Below are 20,871 nucleotides of genomic sequence, written 5' to 3' on the forward strand. Positions count from 1 at the left end.
ATCGTGGCTGTACCCGCGTTCACTGGTGTAATTTTCAGATCGCTTCCGTTTACTGCTGCTGTTGCCACGCCCGTATCCGTCGAGGTTGCCGTGTACATCAGCGCGTCGCTGTCTTCATCTGCAAACACACTCGCAAGGCTCACCGTCTTAACTCCATCCGCGGCCCCTGTCGTTACATTGCTGATCGACGTTTCCACCGTCGGCGCATGGTTCACGGCTTCCGGGATCACCGGCGTGATCGTCACGTTGAACTGCGTATCCACCGTGCCGCCCTTGCCGTCATCTGCCGTTACCGTAATCGTGGCTGTACCCGCGTTCACTGGTGTAATTTTCAGATCGCTTCCGTTTACTGCTGCTGTTGCCACGCCCGTATCTGTCGAGATTGCCGTGTATGTCAGCGCGTCGCTGTCTTCATCTGCAAACACACTCGCAAGGCTCACCGTTTTAACTCCATCCGCGGCTCCTGTTGTCACATTGCTGATCGACGTTTCCACCGTCGGCGCATGGTTCACGGCTTCCGGGATCACCAGCGTAACCGTTACGTTGAACTGGATGTTTATGGTCCCGCCCTTGCCGTCGTTCGCCGTAACCGTGATCGTGGCTGTTCCGGCGTTCATCGGCGTGAGAGTCAGCTGACTTCCATTCACCGATACCGTCGCTACGTTCGTTGCTGAAGATTTTGCTGTGTAGGTCAGTGTGTCTCCATCAGCATCAGCAAAACTATTTACCAAATTAATCTCTTTAGGCTCATCTGCTGCATTTAACTTAATATCAGTAAACCCGTTAGTAACGCCTGGCGCATGGTTAGTCACTGATTTTGTTGAAGTTCCACCTCCAGAGGAAAATGTCACGCTGCTCGACGTAACTGTAGTCGGTTCTTGAACCGTTCCGTCAGCGGACTGAATTTGTCCAATCTGCTTTTGTACTTCGCTGTAATTTTGGATAACTTGTGAAACGGATGCATCTTTAGGCAGCTTAATCGTTTCAACTTTAAAATTCGGGTTCAAGGTCACTTTAGCGTTTGCGTTGGCTACTTGAAGCTCCCCGATTGTTCCGGTTCCTTTAATAGAAATACCATTGCCGGAATTCACATTAAGATGGTTTACGTTTCCATTCAGCTGGATATTAGAAACACCGTCATTAAGCTCGATTACTCCTTTGATATCCCCTTTAATCTGAACACCATCACCTAAAATTCGAAGCAGGCTGCTTTCCGGTAGACCATTGGTGTTTAACACAACATCTTTTTGCACGATTTCTAATTGTTGCAGCCCGTCCACATTACGATTGCGCGAATTAAACTTTAATTTAGCTCCTTTTAGCGCATCTTTATTGGAGTTTCCGATTAACTCTTTCAAATTCCCCTCTATTAAATAAGGAACATTATCGATTGTTACAATGTCCCCATCAATGCTATTGATCGTAGCTGTTTGCTCTTGAGATTTGAAAATATCCAGCAGGAAAGGAGCAATATCCTCCCTTTTTACTTCACCGGTGGGATTGAGCTTGCTGTCATGAATGTCAATTAAACCCAGGCGAAGTGCTGTATCTACCGATCCAGCCGCCCATTGGCTTACCAAGGACTGATCTTTGGGTAAAATGCTTGATCCGCCCTCTGCATTAACCCCTCCGACTGCACGAACAAACACAGCTGCCAGCTCTTCACGGGTAACAGGATCGTTCGGACGAAAGTTTCCTAATCCATCCCCGGATAGAAACCCGGCTTTTTGTGCGGCTTCTATATATGGGGCAGCAAATTGTTTACTTTGCACATCTTTAAAAGTAGAAGAACTCGAAATAGGGTCCAATTTTAAAGCTCTGACCAATAATACTGCGAGTTCCTGACGAGTTAATGTTACTGCAGGGCGAAAAGTTCCATGAGGATCTCCAGATAAAAGCCCTTGGCGTACAGCTTCTTGGATGGCCGCCATTTTATCACTCGTCACATAGGATGTATCTGAAAACAAATTATTGGTAGGCGTTGCAGCGTAAGCAGAAGTACCAAACGCCGCCTGAAGAGCAACAAGAGCGGCTGCCCACTTAAGTGAATAAACTTTCAATGGTTCTACCTCCTAATTTACTTTTGAGTAAAACGACCCTATTCGATCTTCGAAATGTTTCTACATAATTCAAAGATAATAAAGCTTATTCACTGTATTTACCGATAAAAATGTGTTTATATTAATCTTTTATTCATATATTTGTCGAAAATAAGTGATTTATGTCGTTTTCAATCAATATACATGAAACCACTGAACCAATTCTGAACAAAAGCTTATCTATAATGATGCCTAGTTGTATCAAGTCTCTAACTATATCCTCCAAATAACTTATTTCCGCAAATGATTTATCGGAACCCTCCCTTAATCGCGACTCTTGTGCTAAAAAAAAAAATAATCGCAGGCTAGATACCTGCGATTATTTTTAAATTAAGATAGCCTATGCGAAGTATAGAATTACGTTTTAAAATGATTAGTTTGCCAAGATTAGCAATGCCGCTGCTGAATATCTTAAAACGTTATATTGTATCTTTTTTTCATCATAGCCCTCGTCGACTATTGTTCAGCTTCATTTAGCATTAAAAAGCAGCAGCTTCACGGACTGTTCCAGAAGAGTGTTAAATTCGAGACTTGAAAATACATTTGTTATTCGCGTTGTTTCGGATGTAACTATCCGTAAAAAATAAAAAAGCTAGGTTTACGAATTATTGGCATAATCCGTAAACCTAGCTCTCGACGAGTCTTACTTAAGGTTATATTTTTTGTTAAAGCGATCCACACGGCCACCGATATCCACGTTTCTTTGTTTACCAGTGAAGAACGGGTGGGAAGCGGAGCTAGTATCTACACGGATAACTGGGTATGTGTTGCCATCTTCCCATTCCATCGTTTCTTGCGAATATTTAGTGGAAGCACTCAGGAAAGTAAATCCACAGCTAGGGTCCAAAAAGATAACTTTGTTCAATGTTGGATGAATATCTTTTTTCATTAGTTTCACCTAATCTTTCATGTAGTTTTAGTTTCAAAATCAAACGTACTGGCGCAATACTCCATCAGTTGGCAAAAGGAACGGTTATGTCCCAGAAAAAAAGACGACAGATCATAACGGTTGCGCTCAAGCTCGTAAACGACAAGCAAACGATGCCGCATATACGCATCGCCCATTGCACGAACGCTCCGGATCTTTCGTCAGCCTTCATCGTTATATAAGCATATAGTGAATGGTCCTCCGGCTCGTCCCAAATGCTGACACCAGCACAGGAGAACTCGGTAGCCACGTGCTTTCGATTCAAAAGGCAAAGCGTACCATGTAGCTCGGCATCTATCATACAGCCTTGAAAAAAAGCCGTTTTCTTAGGTGCAAGCTTTAACTTTGGACGCTCTGTCCACTGGACTAATTCAAGTTTTCGCCGGTTCCATAACGCAGGCTTTTGCAAACTTAACAGGCTTCGCTCAGGAAGCAGAATCATTCAGGTTGCTATGCAGCAAACCTCAAATTATCTAGTTTCACGATGGATCGTGTACTTTTTCAGACGCGGAGAGTATTTTTTCATTTCAAGACGCTCCGGATGATTTCTTTTGTTCTTGGTTGTTGTATAGTTGCGATCACCGGATTCGGTGCATGCCAAGGTAACAATTACGCGCATTTCTCTTCCTCCTTAATTGGAATACATGGTATACAATTACAATAGTAATTTTTACGATTAGTTCTATTCTATAATTCATGCTCCGCTTTGTCAACCTTAGAGTCACGGTTTGTCGCTTCTTCGACCGTGTTCCATCGATTACGATACTGTGCAAGCTTAGGATGAAGTTCCTGGGGTTCGCTCGAAAGCACCAATCTGACATTTCTAATCCATTCTCCAAATGATGCATAAGAAGCGCAGAAATTTGCAGTTTCAGGACTCATGTACAAAAAAAGTGGGGTCGTATACTTTTCCGTCAAAAAACGGATGGCTGCTTCAATGGGCGTATACTTTTTACGCTTACCTTCCCAATTCTCAATCACAACAGCACTCAAAGCTTGCTCCCGCTGCCACTCTCCCAGCTCGTCCACCCGCTTGTAATACGAACGTACTGGCTGCTTCCACATTCTTCTGACGGTTTCTTCATGTAGCGGATACAACACCAGCTTTGTAAAAGATAATGCAGCCCCCGTTTCGGCAAAAAGCTCCAGCTCTCTGGCTGTAATCTGCTCGAACGTATCATAGTAGACCATGGTCCCTTTATGCGTCTCGATCGGAGGCTCATAACCATAGGGTACATATTGAAGGTTTCTTGTCATGCCGGACACTCCGTCCTTCCATAGATGAACTTTTCCTTCTATATTATACCCTTGTTTTGGCATGAGTTTACATCAAATGTTTATCCTTGCTCAACAGCAGGCGTATTACGGCGTGAACCCCTTCGGAATTGCAACGCATAAAGTCCCATCGTCACAAGCGCAATCAGTGCAAGCACCGTAAAAATATTGCTAAAATTGAATACCTGCACATTAGATACGACAGGATTCAAATGAAAGGACGACGAACTATCCAGCGTTTTGCCCAAAATACTTGTCGTGATCGCCCCGGCAATGAAATTCAGCAGAGATAGCAGCCCCATTCCAACACCAATCTGGTCTTTCGACAAGGTACGAGAAATCGTGTTGGACATGGCAATTTGCATAAAGGTCTGACCTACGTTTCCGAAAATAAGCAAAAATAAAATCAGATACGGAGAGGCACCCACAAATGTAGACAAGCTGATAAAACAGATAAACAAAAGCGATACAGCTGTATAGACGAGAAACGAATTTCCTTTGCTATCCGCCAAACGCCCTCCTCTTTTACCCAATAGAGCCGAAGCAATAGCAGCCGGAAACATAACCAGTCCAATTATTGCCGGCGTGAGCTGATTGAGACTGTTCAGAAACTGCGGTGCCAAGTACGGCAATCCAAAGCTAATCCCCGTCCCTAAAAAAGCGATAAGGAGCCCGTATGAATATTGCTTGTTACGGAACAGCTTCGGCTGGATGAATGGATCATGCGCAGTGTTAATGCGCCATATAAACAGTGCGAATAACACCACACCTACCAGAAAAAACATCATATTGGTTTGCGAAATCGAAAGTAATAAGAAGGCTACTGTTCCACCCAGCAATAATCCGCCCAGAAAATCGAACTTCTGATCTTCTCCACGCTGATCGTCCAAATATTTGCGGAAGAACGGCAATGCGATCAGTGGCAGCATGGAAATGACGAACAAAAAACGCCAGCTTGCAAAGCCTGTGATCAAACCGGAAATAATCGGAGCCAGTGCAGTACCTAACGCCAAGCCGATTGCTGTGACGCCCAAAGCACGTCCCCTTTTTTCAGCCGAGAAATAACGGACTGGGACGATCATAGCAGTTGCCGGAATAACAGCAGCCCCTGCAGCCTGAAGCAAACGAGCTACAATGAGCATCCAAAATTGATTGGCCAACAGTCCAATAAGCGAACCCAGTGCAAAAAAGATAATCCCAAACGTCAGCAAATCCTTAAGACGATATTTATCTGCCAATTTGCCGTAGGTCACCGAGCCAACTGCATACACGATCATATAGCCAGTCAGCAACCAACTTACATCGGAAGCACTAATATGAAACTCCTCTCGAATCACAGGCATAACGACATTAAACATAAAAGCGTTCATCACTGAAAAAACAAGTGTGAAAGCTAGCACTCGCATAAGCTTATCCGCATTGGGATAAGTTTGTTCATTTATCATTTGGTTGTCTCCCTCTCCTGTAAACCTCTTATCTAAGATCATATTTCACTGTTTTTGATACCCCTACCCGGGCAAATTCTCTATATATCCGCTCAAACGCGGGTGTCCGCAGGGTGGTAGTCGCGGAGAATTTTTTTAAGCAGACAGCGTAGCGTCTCCGATTCTCCTACAGATAATGTTTCACCTACCGAGCTTTTAATTGCCTCAATAGTACGTTCAGCTACTTTGTGAATCTCTAAGCCTTCCTCAGTCAAATAGATTTGCTTCATTCGTGCATCTTCCGGGTGACTTTTGCGTATTGCCCAGTTTTTCTTAACGATCCCGTTAACCAGGCTGGTAACGCTTGATTTATCAATAAGCAATAGCCTTTCCAAATCCGTATTGGTGACTCCAGGCGACACCGCCAGTATATAGAGCGTCTGCGATTGTGGGGAGGTGAGTCCCAAAGGGCGCAGTGCCGTTTCAATTTCACGCCGGACGGTAGTGAAAATCCATTTAATTAAATACATCGTGCTCTCTTCCTCCCAAGGAAGACAAACGGGATACACCTCACTTCCCATCTCACTACGAACCTCCATATCCATCTAAATTTAATAGTTTGAATTCAAACTAATTTTAATCAGCTGCCTACTTGGTGTCAATACTTTCGTAAAATGATGTTTTACTAGATAAGGTGAATTTCAAATTACGAAGTCATCCTATATGAAAATTTATGTATAGCAAAAGACGAGCCCTTGAAGGAAGCCCGTCTTTTACTTTATTTCTGTTTTATAGTTGCTTAGTCTGCACTCTTCACTTGAACCAGCGGGTATTCTTCTCCATCAACGGTAACCGTGCTAGCATCGTTCAGCTCCAGCCTTTGCCAAATGGTCAACAGCGTACGATAAGGATACTTCTTCAGATCGTACTCCTTTGTCTCTGTACCATCACCGGACGTGCTGCCTATGGTTTTATCGGCTGCTCTACCACTACCCTCAGTAGAAATCTCCGAAGTCGAGCCTCCGTCCGTGTTGCCTGTCACTGCTCCAGACTGATCGCCGCTTGTTCCACTGGATGTACTACCACGAGCTGTGGAACCACTGTCCGTGGATTGTCCATCTGCTGACGTACTTTTTGTAGTGGCGCTCCCAGTAATTACGTCACCGGATGGGTCATTGTTCGCATTACTGGCAGCTTCCTTGTCGTTCTGTTCAGCAAGCGTAAAATTTTCGTATAAGTGCTCCTGTTGGTCCGCCCCGACAATGACGAGCTTCTTCGGCTTAAATTCTGCCTGCTCTGTCGATGTCTGAAACGCAAACAACAGCTTGACCATTTTCGTAGTGGACTTGGTATTAGGCACATGTGTCACTATCGCCGTAGGCTCCTCTTTTACGGGCACTGTAGGCTCTACAGGCTGTTGTACAGGCTTCGGAGCAGCAACAGGCGCAGGTGTGTCACCAGATCCGATCACCCCGGTTGCTTTCAGGCCGCCGAGCGTACCTGCAATGACAATCAGCACGATCCCGGAAATCACCCCACCTTTACGAAAACGACGAAGTGTTTTGACCAACGGCGTGTCCGTCTCCCGCTTTGCTGCCAAATAGAAATTTTTAAAAGCAGGCTTTGCAGGTTCAAAATATTGACGCCACAGCGTTTTTTTATGCAGTCCCTCTCGTCCTTCCTTTTGGAAGAATAGAAGTAGCGCACGTCGATACGACGGTTCGAAACCGCCACGTGGCGTGGCAAACTCGGGGTGTTCTTCCGACCATCGGATAAAGCGGTACATCGTATCGTTATCCTTCGCCCATTTGCGGATCGAACTGACCAGACGAGCGAAGTCCAATATTCCTTCTCCCGGCCCGTCAGAACGATAGAATGCAGGCAACAGACGGGCAAAATGGCCTTCCGCAAGCTGCTGGGGCAGCCAGCTATAAGCCCAATCCTGTACCTTTTCTACTTCGCCAGGCTCCAGGCCGTCCAGCACCGACGGTTCCGGTTCCTCCGTATTAAACCAATCGTAAGCCGCAATCAATCGCACTGCTTGTCCCTTGAGGGGAGCAGGCAGCTTTCCAACCCACTGCACCAAATCGGGACGTGTAAAAAATGGAATCTGTACGACCTGATCGGGTGATATTTCTTTTAGCTCTACTTCGGTAAGTAAATACCGATCCGACGCTTCCTGCAGGCGCTCTGTCAATCCAGATTGCTCCAGCGGGGACAGTTTGCCTACAGCAGAGCTGCTGTCCCATTGACGCAAGCGTTGGTGAATGGCAGCCACAGCCTCTACTGGTTTTCTTTCGGCACGCAGTCTTCCCATCAGTGCAGATTCTGCCAAAAGCTGAAAATCGGCATTCGCCGACACTTCGATATACCGACTGCCCCATTCATGCACAACGGCCAGCAGCCCCTTGGCATCCGGTGTTCTTTTCATCTGACTGTCCATGTAGGGAATGAACAGCATTTTTGTAAGCGCCGGATTACCCAGCACTTTCGTAAAATATGCCTTGCCTAATGACGGATTCTCCTCAATCGTATGGTAAATATACGTGACTGCTTCCGTATTTCTGGCAGTATAAGCATTGTTTAGCGAACGGATTAAATATTCCACCAACCGATTTTCGCTGCTGCGTGCATGAACTTTATAATAGTCCTTGAAACTATCGACTAGACCTACATCTGGAATATATCCATCCTTCACCCGATCAAATTCATGATCAAAAAACGATAGAAACAGATCATTCAGCCTCATTTTACGTGGCAGCGAATCGGGTGGCGATAAATAATCAGTCAAGCTTCGTAATACAGCGATTCGTTGTTCGTTGTATAATGCCCGCTCTCCCTGCTCAATTCTGTACAACGTAATGAGCTCATGATAGCTGGATGGCGTCAAATCACGCCCTGCCTCCATACCTGTCAGCATTTGCTCGGCAAATTTGAAGAAATCATCCGGCGTCTCACCATTCAGCAACGTACGGACAATCCAGTCAAAATACGGCTGTCTCACCTGCTCTGCATCCACATTAAGTATTCGACTATGGTTAGACAGGTCAAATACAAAGTCCTTTTCCACATTCCGATCACCGGGACGCAAACTAAAAGGCTCAACGAACATCAAGTGAATGCCTTTTCTGCTGTTCGGTTCCTGTGCATATGTAAGAAATCCGAGTCTGTTACGAAATGCATAAGGCAGTGCCGCATACAGCACACCCAGCAGCTGCTTGGCTGAAGATCCGACCGCTTCTACAGGAACATTCAGCGCTACATATACCTTTTTGCGACCCGCTGCGGACATCATGACTGCGTATAAAAGTTGTTTGAACACTTCTTCGCTCAGCTGCAATTGAGCCAGCACTGTAGACGGGTCAACAGCCGGAAATACACTTCCACCCGGTAGACGCTCCAATTCCGGTAAATCCGTTCCCTGCTCAATATCATAGGTATCAACAAATGATGTGTTCAGCCACTGCTTATAATCAGACGGAGATTCACCATGTCCGGCTGGGATCACATAGTTGTGCGTGAAAAAGGCGCTCCGCAGCCCAGTAAAATCCGCAGCCTTATAAATACTACGGCCAAGCACTACATCCCCGGACTCCGTTCGTACCAGATGTATGGCTTCCGGATAGACGCTTTCCTGCTTCTCGCCACGCGCCGTCAAAGCAGCAGGCGCATCATATACACATAAGGGATGCAGCACCTTTTTAATAAAAGAAGCATCCAATCCTTTGGAATTAGCCACTGTATCGAAGCCTTCCGTAGAACGGAAAATTCCACGCCGTTCCCGTGTGTACATCTGCTGTTGTATCAAATGAGAGGTAGAATAACTCACTGTGATTCTCTCCCCTCAATGTACTTCAACTTATAAAGCAGCCAAATGAATGGCTCATCCACACGGATCGGACTAACCAACCCTTGCAGCTTTTGCTCCACCGGATTGCTACCCAGCGCGGAAACCGCGAAATAGGCCGTATCCGTAAAATATACATCCATCGTGCCCTTGAACGGCTTATCCACCTTTTCGATGAAGCGTCGAACTTCGCCATCAATGTTCGCGAACTCATCCAAATCCATATATTTGCGATGCTCCATCGGATTAAAAATATTGCTATTCCTCTTGATGTATGTGCCTTCTTCATCTGCCAATGCAGTAAGCATATCACTTTTGGTCAGGACGACAGCGGTCGGAATGTCCGTTTTCCCTTTTTCCTGATAAGCAATAAAATCACCGAACATCGTAAGTACGACATCACGCGGTTCATCATATTGCGAGACCCATTCACCCGGCTTATCGCCAAGGTTAATCTTAATGCGCTCCCGAATAGAGCGGATTTGCAGTGGATCGACCATAAAGAGAATACCTGCTGAATTCTTAATATGCTGTCCATGCAGTCCCAGATAGTCCTGATCTACCATTCCCTCACCGGCGACATCAAAAAATACCAGCGTCAGTGGCGGCTTTTCCTCATCCTTAAATACAAACTGGAAGATAAAAGGCTCCTGCATCTTTTCTTTTTGTGTCGATGTAAGCAGATCGCCTCGTTCAAATAGGGGTTCCTCATACATGGTGCGGAACTTTCGGCTGATCTCTGCATTGAGCGGCATGCAAGCCGCGTCAAAATGATCGGCCGTAACATGCTGCAGCGTGTGAATCAGGGAGGTCATATAAACAGATTTCCCCGCCTGCGAAGCTCCAATAATCGAAATGATATTGCTAGGCACCTTACCCGCGGTCACGGGCAGCTCGTTATGACAGTGTGGGCACAGTCGATGACGCGTCAGCTCGCCATAACGGTCTGTCAGTCCTGTTAGTACATGATCAGAATACAATCGATGTTCCTCAGGAACATCATGGGGATGCAAAATCGCCTCCATATCATGCACACTGTCCAAGCCAAAACGCTCCCGATATTTGTTCAACAGCTCATCTTCACCTAAAGCGTAGTCCTCGTCATCTTCACGGTGATGAGAAGCACGGAATACCACGTCCTCCGGGGAGAATTTACTAAAGCAATAAGGGCACACAATATCATAAAATAACGGCCTTGGCGCTGCCTGTGGCTTTCTTCTGAATAAATTACTAAGAAAACTCATCGGTTGCGGCCTCCTTTCATTCAGGAACTAATTCATATACCGTGCCATATTTCTGGCCGTCTGTAAAAAACAGCCGCACATATTCATCTCCCCCCACTTCAACAGCGGGTAAAACATTCCGTCCCGCGGCAAAGGGTGCCGTGAATGGATACAAGGTTCCATCGTCCCGGTCTGCGGGATAGCCCCCGCGCTTCTTCACGTAGCAAAGCGCCTCCTGCGGGACTGGAACTTCGGCTGTCACCTGAATCTGGACGGTTTTGCGGCTGCGAAACCAGCTTTTTTTATGGTGAACCGCATATCTGATTTTAGCCCTCCCCGTACTCAACTCCAGTTGGTTGGCTCCGTCTTGCTGACGGATCACGTAAGTGTCTCCATCCTCCCGAACAGCCGGATACACGGTATACCGTACGCGTCCAATGCCTTCAATTCGGTCACGATAGCTGCCAGCAGCCTTATACTCCTCGCGTGTAAAAAGTTTTAGGCTTGAAAAAGGCGGTAAAACTTCACCCTCATTTTGCCCATTCACACCTGCATCGGCTGATTGTTTCGCAATATATACCACGGCTGCGCCCTCAGGCCACTGCCAGCGTAACACAACCCGGTTGTCGTCAATTTTGTGGCTCAGCTCCGAAATAACAGGATCACCGGGCTGTGCTTCCCTATACTGCATAAGTTCCAGCCTCCTGTTCTAAAATCCACTGCTGCGTCGATTGCGCGTCGGGGCTTCCGGTGCCCCTCTCCGGCGTCCTGACGGCGTACCCTGACTTCCTCCACCGGAAGATCGGCGAGTATTTTCCGCAATTGGCAGAACAAGCGAAAAGACAGCAATAAGGGCCGCCAGTACGAGCGCTGCCACCAAACGAATCATCAAGTCGCCTATAGGTGAGCCAGATAATCCCTTTTCCAAAATAAAGCCAGCGAGCAAGCCTGCCGGGACTCCTCCAATCGCAAAATTCCGCGCGAGAAAACGGTTATCAAACATCAGCCCAAGAGCTAATCCCAATAGAGCGCCGATAATGACCAGAGCCGTTACGCGATAAATGGCAAAATACAGACTGTCGGCATACTCACCTGTCCGCTCCGTTACCAGTGTGCGATCACCGATTTTGTTATATATTTTACCGAACGCCTGAGTAAGTCCTTGGGCATTGGCTACATTAGAATAAGTTCCGCCTGTCAGGTCAGCAATATTTTGCAATAAGGCTATACCATCCGACTCTGCCAGCTTCAGCCCGATCGTATTAATCGGAATCTGGCGGGCAATATAAGGAGCCAATGCTGTCTGGGTATCCAGCTCGCTAAAGCCGTCAGAGAGCATAATAACGAGAGAACCTTTTTCTGCATTGCCTTGGGTTTCAATCTCCTTGATCGTCTCATCCAAAGCAAGTCCGATCTCTGTACCGCCTGACATTATAGTCTGCATACTATCAATTTTGGAATAAACTGCTTGCTTCTCTGCATCTGTGCGAATGGGAGTAAACGGCTGAACCAACTGCGCAGTAGAATCAAATGAAACAATGGCTACCCGCTTGTCTCCATCCATTTGGCCAATCAGACTCTTGGCAGCCGTTAGGCGTTCATTATCAGGATCTGTTTGCTGCATACTCCCGGAATTATCAATCACTAGCACGAGGTCCTGTACGCTCTTGCGCCCTTCAGGGTTAACCTGATAGCCCAACTCCAATAGCAGACCTGCCACGAACAACATCACCAGCGTTGCAGGCACCAGTAACTTCCAGGATAACCCGGAGTAGCGCTGCCGCCATGAGTGTCCATTTAACTGTGGCGAAATTAGTTCGCCGATCAGACAACCTAGGCCAATGCACAGGGCCATGATGCCAAAATACAGCCCGATCACGACGATATGCGGCCAGTGCCCTATCAATTTGTGAAGAATAAGCTCTCCCAAGATGAAGCCTACTACAGCGCCCAGCAAGCCGAACAGCAATAGGAGAACGTTAAATTTACGCTGCTTCATAAGAATCGTTGCTTCCTTCCATCATAAAGTAGGATGAATATGTGGTTACCGCAATTCCGGCAACCGGTCCACGTCGATTCCGTGAAACACGAAACCATTCGCAGTATATGTCTCATAATACGTTTTGCCGTTGCGGTAAACCATCAGATCCTCCAGATGGAAGCCGCCCATCAAATGCAGCTTTTCCACCCCGCTACTGCGACGCTCATGTACAAAACCCAGCTTGTAAATACGCGAAGTAATGTCCACCTCCATCGCATAAGGAAGAAATTCGCCTTCGTAGTCACCAAAGAAGTACTTTTCTTCATACCGATGCTCATGGGTATAGTCGAGCAAACGTATGTTAATTCCGCCATGTTCCTCTAACGTTTGATACAGTTTTTTAAACAGCTCATCCTTCGGAACGACCAGCCGATTTTCATATGCAGCAGCTACATTGGCACGCCGCAATAATTCTTCTTCGAAGGTCTGATTAAACGGCTGTGAACTGAGAATCAAGGTGCGACAGGTCTGCGTGAGTCGATCCACCAATGCAGACAGGCCCCCGTCCAGCAATCCGGATACAGGCCCCATATGCCGGGTATCAAAGAATATAGATTTTCCCCGCTTGCTTTCCAGCTCACGCATGACATCCTCCGTCACACGCTCGTAATACTCGAACAGGTTTTGACCTGTGTAACTATCGGCCTGCCGGATACTGTCCGTTGCAGCTTGATGCAGTTCACGCTCCAGGCTGGAAAGCTGTACTGTAATATGCTTCGCTTGTGCATGCCATTTTTCTAGTGCCAGTTCATAGCGGCGAAGCAGCTCCAAATCGGCTTGGATTCGCAGCATGTGCAGTTTGTGCCCGTAAACCGTCTCGGTCAGGTAACGAATCAAGCTGCGCACATTGTGCTTATCCATGAGTGGCAATCGTTGAAAAGGTTGGTCCTCCACTCGCCCGCTATACAGGGTGTCCAGTTCAGCGGCACTAATCTGCAAGTCATTGGATGTATCCCGAATCAGTCCACGAATGGCTGTAAGCACATTCCCTGTTTTATTTTCATCCGTCCAGTCTGTCAACTCGAATAAGCCGATTTCAGGATATTCCTTGGCAGCTGCATTCACAGCCGACTGTAGACCTGATTCCGCCTGAAAATCTCCCAACCGTTTGTGCACAATCCGTTCACAGTTATCGCGGAAAAAGGCTTCGCAGCCCTGACCAAACAAGGCTTCCTCCGCCTCACGTAATGTCATTCGCTTCAACGAGCCGTAGCTGGCTCCGCTGGTCATCAGTGCGCTCATATCCGTGATCGCTTCATTACCAGGAACGAGATCATTTCGCGTGCGACCGCGCTCAGCAGCATCTAACCCAAAATAATTCAGCTTATCGCGTATGTCCCACTCCTGCTCTGTTCTCATACGCTCTAACAGCTTCACATAAAAGTGATACAGCACCGTAAGTGCGATTGACTGGTTAGGACGGTTTACTCGGGAAAATCCAGCCGACACATAACCCTGCCGCCCGGATTCCGTCATGATGTTGTTTTTAAACGATGTATTGTTGTACCCCCCATCCTGTGACCGATAGGAATCTCCTGCCTGATAGCGATTTTTAAGAAGCTGAATATGGCAAATGATGTCACAGCTTTCTCGCAGGCTATTGGGCACCGTTACGCCGCGTTCGTTCTTGTCGGACAGCACATAGACGAGGTCGAACAACGGTGATGGAGCATGGGTTACTGGAATGGTCAATTTGTCCTCGGTCATATGAAGCGGTGCCGTAAACGTATACTCTGGACTCTGGATATAGTCCAGCTCCCGCATGAAAGCAACGGACGTTGCACTACTGTAGCCGAATTGGACAGCCTGATCGCTTTCATTCACCAACACATACAGATCCATTTGTACCGATTTAAAAGACTGTGCAAAAATATACTCCGCCAACAGCGTAATTTCAGGGATTAATACGTTCATGGGGTCATCCGCTGTCGTCAAGATCGACAAATGGACACGCTCGAACGAAGAATACAACCGACCGTAATCTGCCAGATGTCCACTAGCCCGGCGCAACGCAGTGTTAAGCTCAATTAGCTGCGATTCATGTGTATAAAAAGCCTGGTGCAAGTCACGGCGTATCGTTTGGTGGCCACTTTCCTCCGGTACCGCTATCGTATGCACAATAGCATCCACCGAACGATCTACAGCTGTATGTTCTTCCTGCGAGCGGATCTGAATATACGTTACTCCCGTGCTGTTATCCCACTTGGTCCGGTTGATATCTGCAATGGTGTTCATCACCGGGTTCATGCGATCACCGATAAAAAGAAACACGGACGGGAAATGGATGCTGCTGCGTCCATCTCCGCTTCCGATTAATTGGTCCTCTGCGGCTGCATAGTCAGCCGCATAACGTAACAGCTGCTCTCTCATACTTTATTTCAACTTTCTGCGGATGTCGTTTAATTTTCCAGCCATTTGAGCATAAAATGCATATAGTTCTGCTCCGTTAGCCAGCTCCACCTTTTCATATTCCAATTGATTGCGGGCCTCTGTGTAAGTTGCAGCCAGTTCATCCAGCTTCGACAGCAGTGGTGTAATATCCTCAGATGAAGTCAATACAGCATCACGGCGATCGGCCTTACGCATTAGAGCTGCAAATTTCTTTTCTTCCAAACCACGGAAGTTTGTAAACACTTCAAACTCCACATAATTACGGCTCTTCATGACATTGGCAAACGGCTCCCAAGCCTCTTCCTCTTCGTCACGATCATAGACGTACAAAGCACCTTTTTTCGTAATCGTGTCCGTATAGAGTGCCTGAATGAACTGATCCAGCCATTTTTCTTCATCCTGATATTTGCCCAGCAAAGCTTCCAGTTCAGCTGCTTTCGCTTCAATTTGTGTATATTTCGCCAGTTCTTCACGAACCACCTGTGTTAACTCTGGTGAACGGATCAGGTTTTCCTTCGCCATCTCTTCATTGATGCTGCCAAAGATGTCCTTGCTTCCGGCCTGCTCCAGCCCTTCAGCCAGCAGACGTTTCAACTCAGACCATGCTCTTTTCACCTCACCCAAATTCGGCTTGGATTCCTGCAAGCGCATATCATAGCCTGCCAGCATCGCATTCAGATCTAGCGCATGTGAACGGATTACAGTGAAGCGGCTGCTCGTATTTTGATCGACATCCTTTTCCCGAATCACGCCAAGTGACTTGGCACGGTCAAAGTCATTACGAATGCGGGCATTGTAAGCTTGCACACGCGAATTGACGTAAGTTTCGCCCCATGACTTTTCAGGAATCGGCGACGGCAGATTAGTCCAGTTGTTCTGACCTGTTTGTACCAGATGGCGGCCAATACCTTCGCGGTCAAGAATCGTTTTTTCATAGCTTTCTTCATACACTTTGAGCGGCGTATATACAAACAGAGGAACACCATTACGCGTATTGAGCCAGAAAATCCGGTTACGAACTTCACTCTCTTTAATAGTAAAGTGTGATTTGCCAATTGCATTATTTTGATAATTGCGAACGCCTTTCAGGATACTAGGTGACTGTACAGGTACTGAAACGAATCCCCATGACGGGAAGTACAAGTTGCCAGAGCTATTGCTCAGATGAAACACAGGTACAGCTTCCTCATCTAGTTTGCTCGCAATGTAGCGCTCCACAAATTTTTCAATGGCTTCATCTTGCCCGTATTTCATGACGAGGAAATCTTCCATGGAACGGGTAATGAGATCACCGAACTTATCAGTCAAGAAATTGGAGATTGAGCTGATGATGTCCATATCCTGATCCTTCACCCATTGATCTGAATTTTCGAGCAATTCTTGGGCAAAATCACGAATCAAATCATCACCGTTGCGGTTATCCAGTAGCTTGGTCACAACTTCAGAAATATCCGGTACACTTACCAGATTCCAATAGTACGTTTTGTTACCTTTGTGATCGGACTGTTCCTCGCCGTTAATCAGCAGATCGCCATTCTTCTCGAAAATTGCGCTCAGCGCGTTCAAAATTTCAGTAAATACATTATAAATGCGGCTATTTTCCTTGTTCAACAAGTCATACAGGTCTTCATAAAATTCAATGAGCTGCTCTGTACGTTCCACATCAGCCCGCAGCCAATATTCATTAATTTTCGCTTCAATGTACGCATTTTTCTTTTTATCCTTAGACACAAATGCGCTCTTGGCATCGCCCAGCTTTTCGTTCGCCTGCTCACGTGCCCATTCAATGTCCGTTGGAATACGGTGCAGTGATTCACGCAACGTCTCAACATATGAAAGCAGCATTTTCAGCAAGCTAAATCCTTTTTCAGTATAAATCATGCGGGATACATAAAACGGCCCTTGCTCAGGATGGAGAAACATCCGGCGAATTTGATCCGTAAACTGTCCTGTAATTTCCCCAGGAAGCTGCTTCTTCGCTTTGATATACTCTTCACGAGCACGCGTCAGGAACGTTTGCTCCAGCTCGGTATCCATATTGACCACTTGCATTTTAACGACATTGCTATAACTTAACCGTTCACTGTTTTCAAAGCCCGGAAGTGGCTCAGGTACACGGGATTCAAAGTTTTTGATCATGCTATCCAGATCCACGCCCAGCTTGCGGGCAAACTTCTCTACATCCTCTTGATTTGGCGATTGCTCGAACATTTTGGACATTTTGCCAAACATTCGATAGGCCAGATATGTCGTCATTTCCTCCATTGGCAGTACCGCCGAGGAAGCCCCGATAATATTGTAATCGTAGTTTGCCGGATACGCCTTATTCATTTGTGCGATGTTGGTACGGATATTGCTGATATAGTCATGAATGGCAAACTCTTCGCCCGACTGTTTTTCCTCACTCGCCATAAAGTTAGTGATGTTCTCAGCGGTGACATTCATGCAGTAATCATAAGCATTTTCCAACAGCTTGCCTTCCGTATTCGTGGCCGAAATGAGGTGGCACAGATTAAACGGTGGAAGCGGCGAGTTCACGGTCAAAATGTTGCCGTACTGCTGCTTAAAACGTTCACCACGGCTATCTACATTCATCCAATAGTCCAGTTCTTTTAGTGCAGCATAGCCGTTCTTTTTAATATATTCACGGGTATGCTCGCTCAGGCTTTTGTTCGCCAAATTAATATCTGGTGTAAACAGATAACCTAATGTATTTACACGGTCTACGCCTGCAGAGCCATAGTCGCGCTCAATAATTCCTCGGACGATATATGAAATATCGAGGAAGGTACCGCTTCCTGTACCGCCGGACAAACCGGACAGCAGGAACACCATAAGCTTCTTGTTGGTGCCTTCAGACAGGGTTTTGATTTTTTTGTCAATGCTTTGTACGACCTGATTGATTTTGGTGAACAGCAGCAATCGTCCTGCCTGCCGCACCCCTGCCGCACCATTCATACCATCGGTAATGCTTAGTTCGGGAGACAGCCAATCGGTAATGTACGGCTCAAGAATGCTGCGGTTTTGCAGCAATCCACCGATTTCCGCATTGGACAGCAATACAAACTCATTGATAGGGTCCAAACCAATCCCCTTGTATTTTTTGTTGCGATCTTGTTCATTCGTTTCAAAAGCGAGAAATTCCACATTGTCCGGTTTATCGCTCTTTTTCTTGGAAATCGGATCTGCTGGAAGCTTGAATCTACGGTTAATTTGATATTTCAAGCGGAGAAGGGCATCAATCCCCGTACCTCCGAGTCCGATAATTAAAATAGGATTATCAATTGTATCAACTCTGATCTTATCGCTTACGATCCCTCCGCCGAGTGATACGTCTAATTGTTGGATATGCTCTCTAACTACTGGTTTCATAGATATGACCTCCTAAGGGTTCGTTTAGCTGTTTACTGAAATAAACTCCAGTAAAATGGTTTTGTCCACACTGGCTAACGGGATCGTCAGACGATCACCATTTTTGAGTTCAAGACCGTTGCCTGTGTCTACAGCCCGTCCGGATTTTTCAATCGTAATCTCGGGGGTACTGCGCACAATAATACGATCCTGATTGGCTGGTGTGAACACGACCTTGTCGGTTCCAGCAAATTCCGGTGCCAGTTGCAGCAACTGGTGCAGATTAAATTTGCCCCGGAAGGTGTTCAGCTTCTTGTATTGCGGATACGTTTTTTCGCCGGTGTTCTCATCCCGGATTTCCAGTACGATTTGACCGACAAAGCCACGGTTGGCCTTTTTGACAGCCTTCCAGATGAAATACGCGGCAACCAGCAGAACGAGCAGTCCCAGCCCTAAAAGAATGAGTGGCATTAGCTTGGACTTTTCAGCAGGTGTTGTTGGCTGCGTCGTGCCCGTATTCGTACCGCTCGTCGCCCCTGCTTTAGCACTGATGGTTACAGGCTGTGTTTCACGGTAAAAGCTCTTCTCCTCTGCTCTAACGGTTAGTTCGTAGTCATGCTCATCTGGAATCGTATAGGAACCGGTAAAAGAATCCCCTGCATTGGTTAACGGCACCTCATTCGTTGTACCGGAATCCAGATCCTTGACCTTCAGAACAGCATTCATATTCGCATATAATTCCTGATCCTGGAGCTGCTGGCTATTGCTTGTCAGGTAGGAACGAATTTGAACTGCATCGCCTTTTTTGTATGATTTGGCTGACGGTGCGTCCATTTTCAGCTCCAGATCATAGTTAAACACCAGATTAATATCAATCTGATCCTGCTGGACTCCCTTGACTTGGAGCTTCCAGTCACCAGCCACAGGCTTAAGCAGTTTAATCAGCGAGTAGCTTTTGGACTTGGACAGCAGCACATCGCTCGAAGGAATTGGCTTGGTGTTGCCCGACGGGTCTATCAGTCTCGCATCCACCGGTTTTGAGGACATGATCGAAATGTTAGCCTCCAGCACACTATCGTTCGGTACGGTTACCGTTACATCCTGATAGTCGCCGTTTGCCGTAATGGACTGCAAAGGCACCACTTTCAACTTCAAATTGCTGGCGAAAATTTCACTCAAAATCTTCGGCAGGTCATCCGCTGAGCTTGTAATAAAAGATTTGCCGCCCGTTTGCTGCGCTATGTCGGCGAGCTTGTTTTTATTCAGCTTTCCATCTGCATTCAAGCCGATGGTGTAGATTGGAACGCCGCTATTCTTAGCCTCAGCTACAGCCTGTGCCATATCCTGATCGGATTGGCTTTCGGTTCTGCCTGTCGTCTTATTAAAATCGTTGTTACCGTCGGCCAGCATGACGATCATAGGCGCATGTCCAGCTGTTTTACCATCTTGCAAAATGCGGATCGCTTCCTTGACACCCACGGAGGTGTCAGTATACGCCCCCCGGTTCAGTCCGTCAATAAACGTCTTCAGTTCCTGCTTATCCGCTTCGGATGTAATATTAAGCAAGGCTTTCTCGCGCTGTACGACATCCGTATATGCTACAATCCCGACTTTGTCATTTTGGGTCGACAGCATATCAATGAACATTTTCATGGCTTCATTGCCAATTTTCCCAGGATCACTGGTGTTCATCGAATTACTTACATCGACGACCAGCACCGCATCCACCTTAGAAGCAGAGGGTGAAGCGGCATTCGCCATCTGTGGCTGCCATGCCAAAATCGAGGTCATGATCATTGTACATATGATTCCGATGACCAAAAACCATTTTCTGTCTCTACTAAACATCGCTTGTACCCCTTTGCCAGTTAATTCTCATTCTAAATTACAGTTGTACTCCCCTACTATTAAATTATAATGAGTTTTACATGAGCGCCAGCTGAAAATACTGCCCGAATGGTCTGAATCCAACCAAAAAGCCTGTTATACCGCGTGATTTTACCAATATCCTGCAGTAATGATATAATTATACCCCAACAAGGGCAATCGGGCACCAGCCTTCTCCTTTATACGACAAAAATGACAGTAGCGAAACCCGCCCATGTAAAATATTGAAATAAAAATCCAAGTAGAAAGAGGAAGTACACTATGATCTCATACGGATGTCTGGCGATTATGTTTCTTTTTGTCGCCATCAAATCACTAATTTACTATATACATAAAAAACGGGCCCCGTCGATTACACAAATCGACACCGAGCTTCTAGCACTGCTGAACCGGAGAAGTGAACGC

Annotated in this window: 14 protein-coding genes; all 14 read right to left on the reverse strand. The window is 46.5% G+C overall.

Annotation, left to right across the window (positions count from 1 at the left end; translation table 11 throughout):
- On the reverse strand, positions 1-2,060 hold a 2,060-nt coding region (locus NLX78_RS19495), incomplete at its 3' end, for an S-layer homology domain-containing protein (protein WP_254351314.1).
- 682 nt (positions 2,061-2,742) lie between these two features.
- The gene (locus NLX78_RS19500; RefSeq protein WP_013310118.1) at positions 2,743-2,988 is read right to left on the reverse strand and encodes a type B 50S ribosomal protein L31; all 246 of its coding nucleotides are present in this window, start codon (positions 2,986-2,988) and stop codon (positions 2,743-2,745) included.
- A 64-nt stretch (positions 2,989-3,052) separates the two neighbouring features.
- Entirely contained in the window at positions 3,053-3,469 is a 417-nt protein-coding gene (locus NLX78_RS19505) for a hypothetical protein (RefSeq protein ID WP_235308234.1), read from the reverse strand.
- 27 nt (positions 3,470-3,496) lie between these two features.
- Positions 3,497-3,646: a 50S ribosomal protein L33 gene (gene rpmG, locus NLX78_RS19510; protein ID WP_007430271.1), complete on the reverse strand. Its 150-nt coding sequence runs from the start codon at positions 3,644-3,646 to the stop codon at positions 3,497-3,499.
- A gap of 68 nt (positions 3,647-3,714) precedes the next feature.
- The gene (locus tag NLX78_RS19515; RefSeq protein ID WP_254351315.1) at positions 3,715-4,284 is read right to left on the reverse strand and encodes a hypothetical protein; all 570 of its coding nucleotides are present in this window, start codon (positions 4,282-4,284) and stop codon (positions 3,715-3,717) included.
- A gap of 80 nt (positions 4,285-4,364) precedes the next feature.
- A complete protein-coding gene (locus NLX78_RS19520) occupies positions 4,365-5,747 on the reverse strand; it encodes an MFS transporter (protein WP_061831361.1) in 1,383 nt (460 codons plus the stop codon).
- A gap of 92 nt (positions 5,748-5,839) precedes the next feature.
- Entirely contained in the window at positions 5,840-6,307 is a 468-nt protein-coding gene (locus tag NLX78_RS19525; RefSeq protein WP_250261509.1) for a MarR family winged helix-turn-helix transcriptional regulator, read from the reverse strand.
- Positions 6,308-6,525: 218 nt separating this feature from the next.
- Positions 6,526-9,555, reverse strand: coding sequence for a GAP1-N2 domain-containing protein (locus tag NLX78_RS19530; protein WP_254351316.1), 3,030 nt, complete (start codon positions 9,553-9,555; stop codon positions 6,526-6,528).
- A complete protein-coding gene (locus NLX78_RS19535) occupies positions 9,552-10,817 on the reverse strand; it encodes a TRAFAC clade GTPase domain-containing protein (RefSeq protein ID WP_254351317.1) in 1,266 nt (421 codons plus the stop codon). Before NLX78_RS19535 ends, NLX78_RS19530 begins: the two co-directional genes overlap by 4 nt.
- A gap of 16 nt (positions 10,818-10,833) precedes the next feature.
- Positions 10,834-11,487: a beta-mannanase gene (locus NLX78_RS19540; RefSeq protein ID WP_254325738.1), complete on the reverse strand. Its 654-nt coding sequence runs from the start codon at positions 11,485-11,487 to the stop codon at positions 10,834-10,836.
- 18 nt (positions 11,488-11,505) lie between these two features.
- The gene (locus tag NLX78_RS19545) at positions 11,506-12,795 is read right to left on the reverse strand and encodes a vWA domain-containing protein (protein ID WP_254351318.1); all 1,290 of its coding nucleotides are present in this window, start codon (positions 12,793-12,795) and stop codon (positions 11,506-11,508) included.
- A 45-nt stretch (positions 12,796-12,840) separates the two neighbouring features.
- A complete protein-coding gene (locus NLX78_RS19550) occupies positions 12,841-15,207 on the reverse strand; it encodes a transcription initiation factor TFIID (RefSeq protein WP_254351319.1) in 2,367 nt (788 codons plus the stop codon).
- 3 nt (positions 15,208-15,210) lie between these two features.
- Positions 15,211-18,600: a tubulin-like doman-containing protein gene (locus NLX78_RS19555; RefSeq protein WP_254351320.1), complete on the reverse strand. Its 3,390-nt coding sequence runs from the start codon at positions 18,598-18,600 to the stop codon at positions 15,211-15,213.
- 24 nt (positions 18,601-18,624) lie between these two features.
- A complete protein-coding gene (locus NLX78_RS19560; RefSeq protein WP_061831353.1) occupies positions 18,625-20,427 on the reverse strand; it encodes a vWA domain-containing protein in 1,803 nt (600 codons plus the stop codon).
- Positions 20,428-20,871: the final 444 nt, after the last annotated feature.

Source organism: Paenibacillus sp. Lou8.1 (assembly GCF_024213565.1).
Lineage (GTDB): Bacteria > Bacillota > Bacilli > Paenibacillales > Paenibacillaceae > Paenibacillus > Paenibacillus polymyxa_B.

What these genes read in the sequence shown, in the direction of transcription:
- rpmG (WP_007430271.1), bottom strand. Translation starts at nt 3,646, where the DNA reads ATGCGCGTAATTGTTACCTTGGCATGCACCGAATCCGGTGATCGCAAC.
- NLX78_RS19535 (WP_254351317.1), bottom strand. Translation starts at nt 10,817, where the DNA reads ATGAGTTTTCTTAGTAATTTATTCAGAAGAAAGCCACAGGCAGCGCCA.
- NLX78_RS19560 (WP_061831353.1), bottom strand. Translation starts at nt 20,427, where the DNA reads ATGTTTAGTAGAGACAGAAAATGGTTTTTGGTCATCGGAATCATATGT.
- NLX78_RS19500 (WP_013310118.1), bottom strand. Translation starts at nt 2,988, where the DNA reads ATGAAAAAAGATATTCATCCAACATTGAACAAAGTTATCTTTTTGGAC.
- NLX78_RS19505 (WP_235308234.1), bottom strand. Translation starts at nt 3,469, where the DNA reads ATGATTCTGCTTCCTGAGCGAAGCCTGTTAAGTTTGCAAAAGCCTGCG.
- NLX78_RS19550 (WP_254351319.1), bottom strand. Translation starts at nt 15,207, where the DNA reads ATGAGAGAGCAGCTGTTACGTTATGCGGCTGACTATGCAGCCGCAGAG.
- NLX78_RS19540 (WP_254325738.1), bottom strand. Translation starts at nt 11,487, where the DNA reads ATGCAGTATAGGGAAGCACAGCCCGGTGATCCTGTTATTTCGGAGCTG.
- NLX78_RS19545 (WP_254351318.1), bottom strand. Translation starts at nt 12,795, where the DNA reads ATGAAGCAGCGTAAATTTAACGTTCTCCTATTGCTGTTCGGCTTGCTG.
- NLX78_RS19515 (WP_254351315.1), bottom strand. Translation starts at nt 4,284, where the DNA reads ATGACAAGAAACCTTCAATATGTACCCTATGGTTATGAGCCTCCGATC.
- NLX78_RS19555 (WP_254351320.1), bottom strand. Translation starts at nt 18,600, where the DNA reads ATGAAACCAGTAGTTAGAGAGCATATCCAACAATTAGACGTATCACTC.
- NLX78_RS19520 (WP_061831361.1), bottom strand. Translation starts at nt 5,747, where the DNA reads ATGATAAATGAACAAACTTATCCCAATGCGGATAAGCTTATGCGAGTG.
- NLX78_RS19525 (WP_250261509.1), bottom strand. Translation starts at nt 6,307, where the DNA reads ATGGGAAGTGAGGTGTATCCCGTTTGTCTTCCTTGGGAGGAAGAGAGC.